Here is a 16,451-nt window from a genome sequence, read left to right on the forward strand (position 1 = left end):
CAGACTACTGATCCGCGGCGTCAGCGCGTCGCGGTGACGTCACCGCGGGACAGGGTCGGGTCGCCGAACGTCTCGGCCGGGTCGAAGCCGGTCGCCATGATCTTGTTGTCGGCGTCGACGAAGACCACGTGCGGCTGGTACTCCTTGGCCTCCTCGGTGCTCATCTGGCCGTAGCCGATGAGGATCACCAGGTCGCCCGGGTGGACGAGCCGGGCGGCGGCGCCGTTGATGCCGATCACGCCGCTGCCGCGCTCGCCGGCGATCGTGTAGGTCTCGAGCCGGGCGCCGTTGGTGATGTCGACGATGTGCACGAGCTCGCCGGCCAGCAGGTCGGCGGCCTCCAGGAGGTCCTCGTCGACGGTGACCGAGCCGACGTAGTGCAGGTCGGCCTGGGTCACGGTCGCCCGGTGGATCTTGCTCTTCATCATGGTGCGCAGCACGGGAGTCTCCCTCGGTTCAGAACTGCAGGGGCAGGTTGTCGATGAGGCGGGTGGTGCCGACCCGGGCGGCGACGAGGACCCGGCCCTCGGTGCCGGGCTCGGGGTAGTCGGGCAGCTCACCCAGACCGGTGGTGGTCAGCGCCAGGTAGTCGAGCTCGACGCCGGGCTCGCTCTTGATCACGGCCATCGCCGCCCACCGCGCCGCCGGGACGCCGTACGGCGCCCGCTCCTGCGCGGCCCGCAGCGCCCGGCTGAGCGCGACGGCCTGCTGCCGCTGCTCGGCGTCGAGGTAGCGGTTGCGGCTCGACCGGGCCAGCCCGTCGGGCTCCCGGTCGGTCGGGGCGCCGACCACGTCGATGCCCAGGCACAGGTCGGCGACCATCCGGCGGATCAGCGCGAGCTGCTGGTAGTCCTTCTCGCCGAAGATCGCGACGTCCGGGCGGACCAGGCCGAACAGCTTGGCCACCACGGTCAGCACGCCGCGGAAGTGGCCGGGCCGGCTCGCGCCGTCGAGCACCTCGCCCAGGGGTCCGGGCTGCACGGTGACCGCCTCGGAGGCGACGCCCTCGTGCGGGACGCCGTCGGGGTACATCTCGGCGACGACCGGAGCGAACACCACGTCGACACCCTCGCCGGCCGCGAGCGCCAGGTCGGCGTCGAACGTGCGCGGGTAGCGGTCGAGGTCCTCGCCGGGACCGAACTGCAGCGGGTTGACGAAGACCGAGACCACGACGACGCCCTCGGCGCCGGCCCGCTCCCGGGCGATCCGCATGAGCGTCGCGTGCCCCTCGTGGAGCGCGCCCATCGTCGGCACCAGCACCACGTGACCACGGCCCTCGAGCAGGCCGGCCAGCTCGGTCCGGCTGCGGGCGACGGCCGGGGGGGTGGTCAGCGTCGTCACGCCGTCTCCACCCGCGGGTGGCTGACGAAGCGGCGGTCGCCGTAGGCGCTGAGGACGGTGGCGATCGCCTGGGCGCGGATCGGCAGCAGCCGGCCGTCGGTGACGGCGCGGTCGAGGGTGGCCCACGCCATCGCGACGTACGACGGGACGGTGTCGGGCGCGTTGGCCGAGATGTCCTTGAGGTGGGCCGCGACGGTCTGGACGTCGCCGCGCACGATCGGGCCGGTGAGGGCGGCGTCGCCGTGGGCGAGCGCGTTGTCGAGCGCCGCGTCGAGCAGGGGCCGCAGGGTGCCGGCCGGGTCGTCGACCCCGGCCGCGGCGAGCAGGCCCATCGCCTCGCTGACCAGGGTCACGAGGTGGTTGGCGCCGTGGGCGAGACCCGCGTGGTAGAGCGTGCGCATCTCCTCGGGCACCCAGGTGGCGCGCCCGCCGAGATCGGCGACGAGCGCCTCGGCGACCTCGCGCTCCGCGGCGCCGGCGGTGAGGCCGAACACGCAGCCGTGGAGCCGCTCGAGGTCGACCGCCGTACCGGTGAAGGTCATGGCGGGGTGCAGCGCGATCACCCGGGCGCCGACGGCGGCGGCCGGCGCGAGCACGGCGAGGCCGTGGCGACCCGAGGTGTGCGCGACGTACTGGCCGGCGTGGAGGGCGCCGCTGTCGGCGAGCACCTTGACCACGTTGGGGAGCATGTCGTCGGGCACGGTCAGCAGCAGCAGCTCGGACTCGCGCGCGACATCGCTCGGCTTGCGGAGCGGGACGCCCGGCAGCAGCTCGGCCGCCCGGCGCCGCGAGGCGTCGGACTCGCCCGCAGCGGCGACGATGGTGTGGCCGGCCGCCTGGAGACCAGCGGCCAGGACGGCGCCGACGCGACCCGCGCCGACGACGCCCACACGAAACAGGTGGGACATTCGTGAACCTTTCGTTCCCGTCCCTCCGACCACTCCCGCCGGTGAGGGTGGGAGCCGGGGTGGGTACCGGACGTTGTGCTCAGTGCTGTCGCCCCGGGGTTCCGGGGACGGCTCAACGGTACGCCGGGATCAGGGCGGCGGAAAACGGGTGAGCCGGGTGGGCTGGATCACAGCCCGGCGAGGAGGGCGCGCAGCGCGGGGCCCTCGCGCTGCTCGTCGTACCACCAGTCGGCGGCCAGGCCGCGGCCGTCGTACGCCTGGCAGACGATGCCGGTGAGCCGGTGCCGGCGCACCGCGGCCATGAGGTACTCGTTGCGGGGACCGTAGGCCTCGGAGCCGACCTGGATGACGGTCTTGGGCTCGGCGACGAAGGCGATCTGGAACATCCCGCTGCCGGCGAAGCCCGCGATCACGTCGGCGGCACGGAAGAGCTGGACCTGCTCGCCGAGCGAGTAGTCCTCGGGGAAGAGCACCTCGAACCCGTGCTCGACGAAGACCTGCTCGAGCTCGGGCCCGTTGACGCAGGCGCGCTTGGTCTCGCGGCGGGAGAGGAAGACCCGCTGCGGCCACTCGCGCGGCGCGGCTCCCGCGGCGAGCCGGTCGCCGACCTGGTCCCAGGTGGCGGCGATGCGGGCATCGACGTAGTAGGGATTGCTGAACATCGGGGTGCCGGAGATCAACCGCTCGACCCGCACCGGGCCGCTGGCCAGGACCACCCGGTCGCGCGGGATGCCGGCGGCCTCGTAGATCGCCAGCTCGTACTCCAGCAGCTCGGGCCGCTTGACGGTCGCGCACACGAGGACCCGGGCGCCGGGGTCGAGCGCAAGGGTCTCGGGCCAGGCCCAGACCCGGCTCAGCGACTCCGTCAGCAGGTGGCCAAAGTGGGCGCGGGCCTCGTTGTCGAGGTGCAGGTAGGTGCCGTCGAGGCGCGGGATGTCGTCGGGGACCGGGTCGACGGGGACGGCGAACGCCGGAGCCACCTTGGCCAGCATCTTGTTGTGGAGGTGGGGCTGCGGGTGGTGGCGGAAGGTGTCGGGCAGGACGATCCGGTCGCCGAGCACCAGCTGGTACGGCGCCACCACCACGTCGCGGTAGTCACGCAGGTGCAGGTCGACGGGCTCGATCGGGCGCCCGTCGTGGCGCACCCGGGCCTGGGGCACCTCGACAGACTCTGGCTCGGCTGGCGGCGTACCGACGGGGTGGACGGCAAGCACCCGGTGCGGGGTGGGAACCGCTGCGAGAAGGTCGTCGAGGTGCTCCTCGCGGACGAGTGCGTGGACGTCGGGGAGGTCGTGGGACAGGACGAGGTGCCCGTCGACCACGGTCGTGCGGACGTGGGAGCGCAGCGCACGCAGTCGGGTCTCGTCCATCCCCGTGCTGTGGGTCCGCAGCGGCACCTCGGCGCGGGCGGCGGCCTCCTGGAGCAGCTCGCCGAGCGGACCGGCCTGGGTTCCGAGCTCGCCTGCTCCGTTCGGGATGACGTAGACCCCGCCGGGGCGGAGCTGGAAGAACGTGCGGTTGAACCGGCGAAGCCGACCCTCCGGGTCGGGGTCGTCGACCACGAGGTCGAGCGGGCCCTCGGCGATCAGCGCCCGGTGTCGCGCGACCGCGTCGTCGGGCAGCGCCACCCAGGTCAGGCCGGGCAGCGCGCGGCGAAGCGCTGCGACGAGGTCGGCATCGGGGGCTCCGAGGAACACGCCGGCGGCTGCCGGCCCGGGTACGGCGGAGGCGATCGATGCGATGATCGACGACGCGCCGCTCGATGTCGCGTCGCGCGAGCGGCGCTTCCCCCGGAACAGACCCACGCCGACGATCTTAACTCGATCTGCCAAGCCTCAGCGGGAGCCGCCGAGCCGGCGTCGGACCCGGCCGGCGAGGGCCCGCAGGGACGAGCGCTCGGCCGGCGCGACCGAGGGCGGCGCGGACTCCCACTGCGCCACGACCGCGTGGTGCCGCGACCACACCGCCTTCTCGACCGGTCCGCCGTCCACGCGCGGCTCGGGGCCGCCACGGACCCCGGACAGCTTGCTGATCACCCCGGCGACCAGCGCCGCGGCGGCGACGGGGTCGACCGCGGTGACGGGCGCGTTGTCGCCGGTGGCGGGCGCGAGGGCGGGGTCGGAGAGCAGCCCGAGGTCGCCGATGACGGTCGCTCCGGACGCGGCCACCCGCGCGGCCATCGAGGCCCCGATCGCGAGGGCCTGGTCGACCGCCCAGGCCGGGGTGAGGACGCGCTCGGCGGCCCGGTCGGCGGGCGCGGCCTGGAGCCCGCGGGCCGCACCGAAGCGGACGAACCGGCTGTGATCGGCGGAGTCGAAGGCGGGGCCGAAGGCGGGGCCGTTGGTGCGTCGTACGAGCGCCTGGACCAGCTGGGTCTCGGGGAAGGTCAGCGAGCGGTTCGAGCGGTCGGCGGGCGTCTGGAGGAGCCCGGCCGGGACGCCGAGGAGCTTCTCGAAGACCCGCGGCAGGCCGTCGTGGTCACGGTCGTCGACGACGACCACGGTCACCCGCTCGGGCCCGACGAGACCGACCCAGCGCTCGACCAGCCGGTCGTGACGGTGCCGGCGCCAGAACGACGGCGTCACCCGCTCGCCCTCGGGGTGGTCGAGGATCTCGCGCAGCCAGTCGGGGTACGACGGGACGGCGATGTTCTGGGTGTACTGCTGCCACTGCGAGCCGAGGAGGCGGACGACCGGGCGCAGCGTGATGAGCACCTGGGTCGCGGGGCCGAGTCCGTCGAGCACCGCGCGGGCGCCCTCGTCGCTGGCCTCGCAGTAGACCTCGCTGCTGACGATGCCGATCCGCGGCCGCTCGTCGCGGAGCTCGGCAGCGAGGGCGTGCCAGCGCTCGCGCTGCTCGGCGAGGTCCTGACCCGGCTCGACGCGGCCGAGGGCCACCGCCATTGCGGCGCCCATCTCGTGGGCCCGCTCGCCGGGGTAGCGCACACCGTGCTCAGCGAGCGCGTCGCGCGCCTCCCAGAGCGCGCCCTGCATCGCCGTCGTCCCCGTCTTGTAGGGGCCGATGTGGAGCAGCGTGGTGCCGTCGGCGAGCCTCATCGGGCCACCTCCACGGCCGGGCGCTCGCGCAGGGCGAGCATCGCCTCGACGGCCGCGTCGGCCGCGACCTCGATCGGGATCTGTCCGCGTTCGGCCGACACCGGCCAGAGCAACGCGTCGCGGGGGCCGCTGATCGTGAGCCCGGCCTCCTCGAACGCCACCAGCGCGGCACGGCCGGCCGCCCGCAGCTCACGGGCGAGGTCGTCGGGGACGTCGGGGTCGGCGTCGAGCGAGCGGGACACGCACGCGGTGGCGTCGGCGGTGGCGTCGGCCGCGGTCGCCCAGCCGGACGCGGCGAGCACCTCGACCTGCGGCAGCAGCGCGGTCACGAACGCGCTCACCGCCTGCTGACCGCCCGGGATCGAGGGCACCGGGACCGGCTCACCGGCCCGGTGGCGCGCCGCCTCCACGGCGTCGTACGACGGCCAGCGGCGGCCCTGCGCGAGCGTCACCGCCTCGTCGAGCGAGCGGACCGTCGACAGCGACACCGCGAGGTGCGCCGGCCCGGGCTGCGCGGCCACGAGGGCGCACACCTCCGCGGCCCAGGCCTCGACCGCAGCGACGGTCGGCTCTGCCAGGTGGTCGGTGACGGCGCCGGCGACGAGCAGCGTCCGCTCGCCGTCCCACGGGGCTCCGGGGGCCGCGACGACCCGGGCGTCCGGGGTCCGCTCGGCGTCGGGGATCGCCTCCCACCAGGCGTCGGTGGCGAACGAATTCAGGCCGAGGCGCGGGTCCGGGATCCGCAGGGTGGTCACGCTGGGGATGGTAGTCACGTCACTCGAAGAAGGCCGCGACCACCCGCTCGGCAGCGTGACCGTCCTGCCAGCGGTTGAACCTCGCGTTGAACTCCTCGATCTCCCCCGCGTGCCGGGCCTGCAGGCCCGGCACGTCGCGGAGCAGCGCGACCACCTCGTCGGCCGTGTCGACCAGGGGGCCGGGCGCCGAGGAGGGGAAGTCGTAGAGGAAGCCCCGCACCCCGCCGACGTACGACGCCAGGTCGGGCACCAGGAAGATCATCGGCCGCCCGGTGAGGGCGAAGTCGAAGCGCATCGACGAGTAGTCGAGGACCGCGACGTCGGAGGCCAGGAGCAGGTCGTTGATCTCCGGGTAGTCGGTGACGTCGAGGACCCGGGCGCCGGCGCCCTCGGCCGAGCGGCCGGCCGCGTGGAAGCGGTGGCCGCGCATGAGCAGGACGTACTCGGGGCCGAGCGCGCGGGCGGCCGACTCGAGGTCGAGGTGCTGGACGAGCTCGGCGTTGCCCCAGGCGCTGGCCATGTCGTCGCGCCAGGTCGGGGCGTAGAGGACGGCGACCTGGCCGGGCTGGATGCCGAGCCGGCGACGGGTGTCCTCGCGGACGGCGTCCGCGCGCTCGGAGACGAGGATGTCGTCGCGCGGGTAGCCCTTGCTGTGGATCGGGCCGTCGTAGGCGTACTCGTCGCGGTAGTGGACGTCCATCTCGGGCGAGGGGGTGAGGATCAGGTCCCACTCCCCCGACGTGCGCTCGATCTCGAGCGCGATCCGGCTGGGGGGCCAGTGCTTGGCGCGCCACATCCGCAGGCCCATCGACTTCGCGGGGTAGCCGTGGAAGGTCTGCAGGAGGCGCTGGCCGGGGCGCCGGTCGTACCAGCGGGGCGGGTCGACGTTCATGCAGAGGTCGGCGGCGGCGGCCATCACGCGGTGGTACTCGCGGCTCATCACGACCACGGGGACCGTGCCCTCGGGGGCGCGGGCAGGGGCACCGAGGACGCCCCAGTAGACGGTCGCGTCGGGCCGGACCCGGCGCAGCTCGTGGTAGATCGCGAGCTGGCTGTCGGTGGCCGACGAGCCGCCGTAGACCTGGAAGTAGACCGAGCCCGGCTCCAGCGGGATGTCGCCCTCGCGGGCCCACGTCTCCAGCTGGGTCTGGACGTACGGCGTGCGATCGCCGGGCTCCAGCGGCCGGGTCAGCTCGACGTCGAAGCCGCGGCCGACGCGGAGCAGCTCGACGGCGTACGACGTGCCGGGGGTGAAGGTGTGCAGCCGCTCCACGGTCGCCTCGGCGAGGAAGACCCGCTGCTCGGACTGCCCGGGGACCCGGACGACGAGGCGGTAGCGCCCGTGCGGGATCGGGCCGGCGCCCAGGCCCCACGGGTCGTGGCGCAGGTCGAAGGTAGCGGTGAGCAGGCCGTCGGCACCGGCGGTGGCGGCGGTGGTGGTGGTGCCGGTCAGCGCGACCTTGGGGCCGACGAGCTCGACGGTGGCGCCGGTGGGCGGGGTCGCGGCCAGCCAGCGGCCGCGGACGGTGAGGGTGAGGTCGTCGAGGTCCACGGCGTCGACGGCGAGGACCCGCTCGGCCTCCCAGATCTCGACGCGCCCGGCGGAGCCGCGGGTGGCGACCAGGTCGCCCGTACCGGCGCCGAGCCAGAGGTCGCCGCCGGAGGGCCAGGAGACGGCCTGCTCACGTCCGTCGGCGCTCAGGGCGTGCAGGACCCAGCGGCGGCGGCCGGGGACGGGCGCCGGGAAGGTCAGCGCGAACGTGCCGTCGGCCGCGACGTCGGCGCGGGCCTCGGCGCCGTCGAGGGTGGCGCGGACGGCGACCACGGCGCCGGAGACCGTGCCCGCGAGAGTGCGCCCGGCGACCGCGAGGGTGCCGGCGGCGATCCGGGGCTGCTCGTCCGGCGCGACCACGAGCGTCGCCGGGGTCGCGCGCGGGTCGACGCGCAGCGTGACGGTCCCAGCCGTCCCGGCGGTCCCAGCGGGGCGCGGCGCGAACCGGTGGTCGTCCCCGCGGTCGGCGGCGACGTGGTCGGCGGCGAGGACCGCGATGCCGGTGCGGGTGACTCCCTGAGCCGTCATCGTCAGCTCGACCTGCCAGGCACCCGGCGACGCGACGAGTGCCGACGGGTCGACCGTGGCGCGCACCCCACCCCACGAGTAGTCCTGGTGCCGGCGGCCGGCGAGGTTGCCCCGCCAGTCGCGCACCTGCTCGACGGGGAGGTCGACGCGGGCGCCGTCCGGGCCGACGAGGACGCACGCCACCTGGGGGAACCCGTCGAGGTGGACGTTGTCGATCGCGGCGCACACGAGCAGCTCGAGGCGGTCCTGGTCGGCCCCGGTCCAGCGCACCTCGCGCACGACCGCGCGCAGGAGGGTCTCGTCGGGGGCGAGCTCGAGCAGCTCGGGCGGGAGGTCCAGGTCGTCGGGCAGTGGCAGCTGCGCCCAGACCCGTCCGTCACGGATCTCGGTCGGGTGGTCGCCGTAGGCGAACAGGCGGGCGGTGACGAACCGCTCCAGGACGGCGCGCTCGTCCGTGCGGGTGAGCCAGAGCTTGACCCGGGACTCGACCGACAGCGAGGCGACGACCTCGGGGCCGGCGTCGTCGAGCCAGCGGCGGACGTGGTCGCGCAGCGTCGTCCACTGCCGCTCGTCGGCGCGCTCGGCGCTGGCGAGCAGGGGCTGCACGGCGGCGTCGAGGACGCCCCACAGCCACCAGTCCCGGACGTCGGGGAGGCCGAGCGCCTCGACCTCGCGCCAGGTGCCCTCCTGGACCTCGATCCAGCCGTCGAGGCGGCTGAGGACGTCCGGGGTGGCGCCGACCGCGGCACCGTCGCGCCGCCCGGTGGGCAGGTAGGTGACGTGGGTGAGCAGGTCGAAGGCGTCCGCCGAGCGCAGCAGCCCGAGCGCGACGTCGGCGCCGCTGGCGAGCCGGTCGGTGAACCCGACGCCCGCCCGCCCCCACAGCGCGCGGGTGAAGAGCTTGTTGCCGAGGCCGAGGTCGGTGACCGCGATCGGGCTCGCCCCCAGCGTCGTACGACGGACCTCGGCGCGGTGCGCGGCGGCGAACGGCGAGTCCGCGATCCAGCCGATCACGTCGGGCTCACCCATCAGTCCGACGACCAGCGGCGAGCCGGACGCCTCGTGCGCCGCGACCAGTCGCTCGACCGCCGGCAGCGGCAGGTCGTCCCCGGCGCCGGCGACCAGCACCAACTCGGCCCGCGCGGAGCGGACGCCGTCGTTGCGCGCGGCGGCCAGCCCGGACGCCGTACGGCGGCGGACCCGGATCCGCCAGTCCTGCGCCGCCTCCTGGCGCACCGTCTCGCGCACCCGGTCGCAGCGGCCGTAGGGCAGCACGAGCACGTCGAGGTTGCGGTGGGTCTGGTTGCGCAGCGCGGCGAAGAACGGCGCGATGCGGGTGGTCTCGTCGTCGCTGACCGGCACCACGACCGTCACCATCGGCCCGGTGTAGTCCCGGCGCAGCCGACGGGTGAGGCGGCCGACGGGACCGCGCATCCGCTGGGGGCCGGACTTGGCGATGCGGACCAGCGCCTGCTGGGCCCGGACGCGGGCGTGGGCCACGGACGGCTTCCTTCGGGTCGGCGGACGGACCTACCGATCGTATCGGGGGCGTTCAGGCCTCGTGCGGACGCAGCGCGAGGGCCGCCGGGTCGACGCTCGCCGGATCCAGCCCGGGGACGTCGAGCCGCCCCTCGACCCGCGCCAGCGGCTGCCCCTCGCGGCCCGCCAGGTGCCTCATCACCAGCGCGGCATCGGCCCTCCGGTCGTGGGTGACCAGCCAGCCGGTCAGCCGGTGCGCCGGACCGAGCCCGCTGCGCACGAGCGCGTCGTCCCCCCACAGCCCCTGGACCATCGCGACGAGCAGCTCCCACCAGTCATCGGCGGCGTCGGGGACGAGCAGGAAGTAGCGCCACATGTCACCGGGCAGCACCTGCGTGCGGAACACCTCCTGCAGCGCCGGGGAGCCCAGCGCACGGGTGCTGTCGAGCGCCATCTGCTTCGTGCGCCAGCGATCCCGCAGGTCGGCCACCGTCGCCCGCTGCTCGGTGATCGCGCTGCCGTCCCCACGGATCCGCCAGTGGTAGACGATGTCGTCGAGCACGGCGACCCGCTCCGCCCGCAGGTAGGCCTCGGTCGTCGCCGGCTGGTCCTCGTACCGGATCCGCTCCGGCCAGGTCAGCCGCGCGGCGTCCCAGAACTCGCGCCGGAACAGCTTGTTCCACGCGAACACGTCGCCGAGCAGCTCGGGCCGCTCCTCGATCGAGCCGACGTACGGAGCGTGCATCCCGTCCATCCACGGCAGCCGGATCTCGCGCTCGGCCCCCAGGTCGCCCTCGATCCGCAGGATGTTGCCGACCGCGAAGTCGGCCTCGCCCTTGCGCAGAGCGGCGAGGAGGAGGGTGTAGGCGTCGCGCGGGATGACGTCGTCGGAGTCGGCGAAGGTCAGGTACTCGCCGCGCGCCGCCTCGACGCCGACATTGCGCGCCGCGCCCAGGCCGCCGTTGGGGACGTGCAGGACGCGCACCCGGTCGTCGCGCTCGGCGTACCGGTCGGCGATGGCGCCGGAGTCGTCGGTCGAGCCGTCGTCCACGACGACGACGTCGAGGGCGCGGTGGCGCTGGGCCAGGATGCTGTCGAGGCAGGCGGGCAGGTAGGTCGCGACGTCGTACACGGGGACGACGACGCTGACGAGCGGCCGGCGACGCGAGAACACCGCGCCGAACCTACCGGACGTGCGTCCGGATCTCGCGGGGCGCGGGTGGATCGCGTTGACGCTCGGGGGCGGGCGCACCGACGCTGGGAGGCCCCACTCCGAGGAGCACCCATGAGGACCGTCCGGGCCGTCCTGGCCGCACTCGCCACTGCCGCGGCGCTGGTCGCGACGAGCATCCCGGCGCAGGCCGCGACGACGTACACACCGAGCGGCGGGGCGGCGCTCCGGCTGGTCGGCACCGGGATCACGATCACCGACATCCCGGCGGGGCAGGTCTTCAACTGCACGGCCTCCACCCTGGACGGGCCGGTCGCGAGCGCCGGCACGAGTCGGGCGTACGGTGCCGCCACCGCGGCGCTCACCTCGACCACGGGGCCGTGCACCAACGCGGTCGTCGGCCCGACCACCGTCACCCAGCTCAGCACCTGGAGCCTGGCGGTCGCCGGCGACGAGCTCGTCCCCGGCCGGTGGCCGGCCCGCATCGACGGCGTCCGGCTGCGGATGCGCGGCGGGTCGGTCTGCGACCTCACGCTCGAGGGCACGGTTGAGGGCACCTTCGACGAGGGCACCCAGCGGTTCACGCCGGCGACGGGTGCATCAGGACTCGTCATCACGGCCGTGAGCGGCAACCTCTGCGCGCTGACCCTCGACATGCGCGTGGGCGACGAGATCGAGGTCGGCGGGTACTGGACGAACGTGCCTCCGGCCGGCTCGGCGCCGTTGGCGCTCGCCAACCCCTGACCGACCGCTCGGCGTGGCCTGGCACCGGACAGGCCCTAGGCTCTGGACCCATGACGATCCGCGCCGCGGTACGCCGCCGCGCGGCACGGCTCAAGCAGGCCTCCGGGGTGGTCCGGCCGACGCTGAGCGTGGTCGTCGCGACCCTCGACTCGGCGGAGCACGTGGCCGCCTGCCTCGACTCCGTACGACGCCAGGAGGTCCCCGACACCGAGATCCTGGTCGTGGACCTCGGCAGCACCGACCAGACGCTCGCGATCGTGGCGCGGCACCAGGACGAGGACCGCCGGGTCCGGCTCCTCACCACGACCGGTGACCTGGGGCGGGCGCGCGACCACGGGGCAGCGGCGGCGCGGGGGCACTTCCTGGCCTTCGTCGATGCCGACGACGCGGTGACCCGGCACGGGCTGCGGTTCGCGGTCGAGGCGCTGCGCGCGTCCGGCTCGTCGTACGCCGTCGCGGCCGAGCGCCCGCAGCGGCGCGGTCGGGTGCTGCCGGTGAGCGACGACGTGCGGCGGTTGCACGACGAGCGCCGGCGGCTCGCTGGTGCGGCGCGGATCGAGGCGGCGCTGCACGGGTCGGCGCGGCGGTCCGTCTTCGACCGCCGTTGGTACGACGACGCGGGGCTCGCGTTCGGGGCCGGGCGTGCCGTCGACGCGACCCACGCGGCGCGGGCGGCGTTCGCGGCCGAGGCGATCGACTGGCTCCCGCACGTGCTCGCGCTGCGGCGGACCGACGACGACCGCGGGGTCCTCACCCGGGCCTCGGTCAGTGAGGTCGCTGCGGACGTGGCGACCGCGATCACCCTGCTCGGCACCGACGGACCGCGGCGGGCGGCGCGGGCGCTGGGCAGCGACCTGCTGGGGTTCCTGGAGGGGCTGTGGCCCGCCGATCCGTCGACCTGGGCGACGGTCCGGTCCGCCGTGGTGCCGCTGGTCGCGGAAGCAGGCGAGGGAGGCGAGGCAGCAGCAGCCGCCGAGGTGCCGTCGTGGGCCGAGGTCCTGCACGGACTCCTCGTCGCCGACGACGCCGCCGGCGCGAACCGCTTCCTCGAGGAGGTCCGGCTGAGCGCGCGCCCGTACCCCGTCCGCGACGGAGCCGTCGACTTCGGCCCGGCCTGGCCCGCGGCGAGGCTGGGCGCGGTCGAGACGCTGGTGCGCGCCGAGCTGACCGCGGTCCGGACCACCGACGGCACCGTCGAGCTCACCGGCTGGGCGTTCGTCGACAACCCCGACCTCGACCGCACCGGCGAGGACCGCGGGAACGAGAACCGGATCGAGGTCGAGCTCGTCGCCCCCGACGGCCGCCGCGTCCCCCTCCCGACCACCCGGCGCGCCGAACCCGCGGCCGACATCGCGAGCGGCCTGCACCACGCGGACGTCACCGCGTCCGGATTCGTCGCGCACGCCGACCTCACCGAGCTGACCGACCTCACCGACGGCACCTGGCAGGTCGCGGCGACGGTGACCCACGGCGACGTCGTCCACCGCGGGCGGGTGGTCGTCCGGCCGCGCACGATGGCCGGGGTCGCCGCGGCGGCGCACGGTCCGCGGCTGGTGGTCCTCGACCACGACGACCTGGAGCGGGCCGAGCTCCGGCTGAGCACCCCGGCGACCTGGCTGGAGCCGGCGGGCGTCGACGCCGCCGACGACGGCCGGCTGCTGCTCGACGTCGACGCCCGGCTGGCCTGGCTGCGCCGGGCCGGGAGCGACGAGCGGATCCGGCTGACCCGAGTCGACGGCCGGTTCGCGGTGCCGCTCGACGAGCTCGCCGGGCCGGGACGCTTCGAGCTCGTGGCCGGACCCCAGGTCCGGCACGTGCACCACCGCCCGGACACCCCGGTCACCGCCCACCTGCGGCCCGACCGGCGCGGGCGGGTCTGCGTCGTACCGCCGGCACGGGGGGCGCTCGTCACCGCGGTCCGGCTCACCGAGGACGCCGTCGAGGCCGACCTCCTGATCGACGACCACCAGCCCGACTGGCGATCCGCGCTCGTCGACGGCGGCCACGTCGTCACGGGCACCGTCACCCCCACCGGCCGCGGTACGGCGACCGCGCGGGTCCCCCTCGCCGCGTCCGTCTGGGGCCAGCCCGAGGTACCCCTGCGCTCGGGCCACTACACGCTCTCGCTGGCCAACGCCCGGCACACCGACTGGTTCGGTGCCGCGCCCGCGCCCGCCGCCAGCGCCGCCCTGCCCCTCGCCGAGCTGCGCACCGACCTGCGGGTGCGGGTCGACGTCGCCCACCCCGACGGTCCCGTGGTCGGCGTGGTCGTCGACCCGCCGCTCGCCGACGACGAGCGCGGAGAGCGGCAGCAGCGGCTCCTGCGCGAGGCGTGCCGGGTCGGGCGGGCCGAGCAGGACAGCGTCTTCCTGCGCGCCATGTTCGGCGAGCACGCCCACGGCAACGGCCTCGGCCTGCACGACGAGCTCGTCCGGCGCGGCTCCGACCTCACCGTCTACTGGTCGATCGCGGACCGCTCGGTCGTCGTCCCACCCGGCGGAGTCGGCGTCGTCGAGCGCACGCGCGCGTGGCACGAGGCGATCGCGACGTCGCGCTTCCACATGGTCGACGTGCACCAGGTGCGCTGGTTCGAGCGGCCGGAGGGGCAGACGCTGATCCAGACCTTCCACGGCTACCCGTACAAGCTGATGGGCCACGACTGGTGGGAGAAGATGGGCAACGACCCGGCCGAGGTGGGCAGCCTCGACCGTCGTACCCGCGACTGGAGCGTGCTCGTCTCACCCGCCCGCTACGCCTCACCGCTGCTCAAGGCGGCCTTCCTCGACCCGGCCGGGGCGGGCGACGTACCGGTCGCGGAGATCGGGTACCCGCGCAACGACATCCTGCTGCGGCCCGAGGGCGCCGACCTGCGGGCCCGGACGCGCGCGCTGCTCGGCATCGACGACGACACGGTGGCGGTGCTCTACGCGCCGACCTTCCGCGACTACCTCTCGGCCGACGACCTCACCGCGCGGCGGGTGACCTTCTTCGACCCCGACGAGGCGCTGGCGGCGCTGCCTGACAACCACGTGGTGCTGATGCGCGGGCACGCGTTCAACGCACGGGTCCGCGACGACCGGGTCGCGACCAGCGGCCGGGTCATCGACGTGACCGACCACCCGGACGTCAACCACCTGATCCTGGCCTCCGACGCGGGCGTCCTGGACTACTCGTCGCTGCGCTTCGACTACGCGCTGACCGACAAGCCGATGGTGTTCCTGGTGCCGGACCTGGCCACCTACGACCGGTTCCGCGGGGGCGTCATCCCCTATCCGCCGACCGCGCCCGGGCCGCACGTCGACACGACGGCCGAGGTGGTCGCGTGGCTGCGCGACCTGCCCCGGCTGCGGGACGAGTTCGCGGACGCGCGGGCGACCTTCCGGCGCGACTACGCCGAGCTGGACGACGGCCACGCGGCCGCGAGGCTCGTCGACCGGTGGATCACTCCCCCGAGCTGAACGGGTCGTCGCGGCGTACGTCGTAGACGTGGCCGGACTGGTCCGAGAGCAGCACGTCGACCGACGTGTGCGCGACCGTGAGCGAGTCGAGCAGCGTGCCCGGCGGCTCGTCGCCGAACGCCTTGGTGCGCATCGGCGTCGCGGTGCGCTCGGGGTTGATGCAGTTGACCCGGACGCCGGCCTCGGCCCACTCGTCGGCGAGCGCCTGGGTCAGGTTGACCGTGGCGGCCTTGGCCGAGGAGTAGAGGCTGTAGCCGCCGCGCCCGCGCGTGTAGGAGCTCGACGTGAAGAGCAGCAGCGAGCCCTGGGTGGCCGCCAGGTGCGGGTAGAACTCCTGGGCGATGAAGATCGGCCCGAGGTAGTTGATCTCGGTGGCGGCGTAGACCGTCTCCTCGGACGTCGTCAGGAGCTCGCCGCGCGGCAGCACGCCCGCGGTGTTGACGACGAAGTCGATGGTGCCGGCCTCGGCGATCGCGGCCTTGGCCGCCGCGGCGACATCGGTGCGCTTGCCGACGTCGGTGCCGGTGGTGGACCGGCTGAACGTGAGCACCGTGGCGCCGTAGGACCGGGCGAGCTCGGCGATGTCGGCGCCGATGCCGTAGCTGCCGCCGAAGACCACCATCGTCTTGCCGGCCAGGGCCGTGCGGTAGCCGGCGTCGTCCTTGGCCCGGGGCAGGTCGATGCCGGTGAGCTGGAAGAGCTTGTCGGCGATGAAGACGTCGATCGGCTCGGTGACCTTCATGTTCCGGTCGTCGCCGTGGACCACGATGATCGGCTCGTTCGGCAGGTAGCGCAGCACCACGCTGCAGTCGTCGGTCGCCGTGAAGTCGGGGTCGGCCGCGGCCTTCTCGTAGGCCCGGGCCAGCACGTCGAGCCGGAACGCCTGGGGCGTCTGGCCGCGGCGCAGCGACGCCCGCGGCGGGATGCTGGAGATCGTGTCGTCGGCGGCGACCTCGATGATCGTGTCGGCCGACGGGATCGCGACGTCGACGGCCGGGTAGGCGTCGAGCGCGGTGAAGCACTCACCGATGATCCGCGGCGTCACCAGCGGCCGGACCGCGTCGTGGAGCAGGATCCGGATCGCACCGGCGTCGCCGTCGGCGCTCGCGACGAGGTGGTCGATCGCGCGCTGCGTCGTGGCGTTGCGGGTGTCGCCGCCCTCGAGGATCGCGGTGACCTTGGGGTAGGCGTCGCCGCGGGTGATGTCGCGGACCGCGTCGGTGTGCCCCGGGGTCATCATGACGAGCACCTCGTCGACGTCCGGGTGGTCGTGCAGCGCGACGAGGGTGTGCTCGAGGAGGGTCTTGCCGGCGACCTTGATGAGCTGCTTGGGGATGTCGAGCCCGACCCGGCTCCCGACACCGCCGGCGAGAAGGACCGCGACGTTCCTGGTCATGGGGCGCAGTCTCCCACGGCCGCACGCGGCCACGGGAAACGGCAGGAGCCTGCGGGCACGCGC

The 16,451-nt window shown here is 74.7% G+C and carries 11 protein-coding genes; 2 read left to right on the forward strand and 9 right to left on the reverse strand.

What is annotated here, in order from left to right; translation table 11 throughout:
- Positions 1–20 precede the first annotated feature (20 nt).
- The 8 genes from panD to CCO04_RS08435 form a co-directional block, all read right to left on the reverse strand.
- A complete protein-coding gene (gene panD / locus CCO04_RS08400; RefSeq protein WP_252373005.1) occupies positions 21–428 on the reverse strand; it encodes an aspartate 1-decarboxylase in 408 nt (135 codons plus the stop codon).
- A 28-nt stretch (positions 429–456) separates the two neighbouring features.
- A complete protein-coding gene (gene panC, locus CCO04_RS08405) occupies positions 457–1,341 on the reverse strand; it encodes a pantoate--beta-alanine ligase (protein WP_308281157.1) in 885 nt (294 codons plus the stop codon).
- Entirely contained in the window at positions 1,338–2,249 is a 912-nt protein-coding gene (locus CCO04_RS08410; RefSeq protein ID WP_215813633.1) for a Rossmann-like and DUF2520 domain-containing protein, read from the reverse strand. The genes panC and CCO04_RS08410 overlap by 4 nt, the downstream gene beginning before the upstream one ends.
- A gap of 167 nt (positions 2,250–2,416) precedes the next feature.
- Entirely contained in the window at positions 2,417–4,054 is a 1,638-nt protein-coding gene (locus CCO04_RS08415) for a DUF563 domain-containing protein (RefSeq protein ID WP_215813634.1), read from the reverse strand.
- A 30-nt stretch (positions 4,055–4,084) separates the two neighbouring features.
- Positions 4,085–5,305, reverse strand: a complete 1,221-nt coding sequence (locus CCO04_RS08420; protein ID WP_215813635.1) for a hypothetical protein — start codon at positions 5,303–5,305, stop codon at positions 4,085–4,087.
- Positions 5,302–6,060 (reverse strand): hypothetical protein, encoded by a 759-nt coding sequence (locus CCO04_RS08425; protein ID WP_215813636.1) that lies wholly within the window; start codon positions 6,058–6,060, stop codon positions 5,302–5,304. Before CCO04_RS08425 ends, CCO04_RS08420 begins: the two co-directional genes overlap by 4 nt.
- Positions 6,061–6,079: 19 nt before the next feature.
- Positions 6,080–9,640 carry a CDP-glycerol glycerophosphotransferase family protein gene (locus CCO04_RS08430; protein ID WP_215813637.1) on the reverse strand — a complete coding sequence of 1,187 codons (3,561 nt, stop codon included), beginning with the start codon at positions 9,638–9,640 and terminating at the stop codon, positions 6,080–6,082.
- Positions 9,641–9,692: 52 nt separating this feature from the next.
- Entirely contained in the window at positions 9,693–10,793 is a 1,101-nt protein-coding gene (locus CCO04_RS08435; protein ID WP_215813638.1) for a glycosyltransferase, read from the reverse strand.
- Between the two features lie 111 nt (positions 10,794–10,904).
- Here CCO04_RS08435 and CCO04_RS08440 point away from each other — a divergent pair, with 111 nt between their 5' ends.
- Entirely contained in the window at positions 10,905–11,534 is a 630-nt protein-coding gene (locus tag CCO04_RS08440; protein ID WP_215813639.1) for a hypothetical protein, read from the forward strand.
- Positions 11,535–11,584: 50 nt separating this feature from the next.
- Entirely contained in the window at positions 11,585–14,992 is a 3,408-nt protein-coding gene (locus CCO04_RS08445; RefSeq protein WP_215813640.1) for a CDP-glycerol glycerophosphotransferase family protein, read from the forward strand.
- Here the strand turns inward: CCO04_RS08445 and CCO04_RS08450 are convergent.
- Positions 14,976–16,388 carry a bifunctional cytidylyltransferase/SDR family oxidoreductase gene (locus tag CCO04_RS08450; protein ID WP_215813641.1) on the reverse strand — a complete coding sequence of 471 codons (1,413 nt, stop codon included), beginning with the start codon at positions 16,386–16,388 and terminating at the stop codon, positions 14,976–14,978. The genes CCO04_RS08445 and CCO04_RS08450 overlap by 17 nt on opposite strands.
- Between the last annotated feature and the right edge of the window lie 63 nt (positions 16,389–16,451).

It is taken from the genome of Pimelobacter sp. 30-1, from assembly GCF_018831735.1.
GTDB lineage: Bacteria > Actinomycetota > Actinomycetes > Propionibacteriales > Nocardioidaceae > Nocardioides.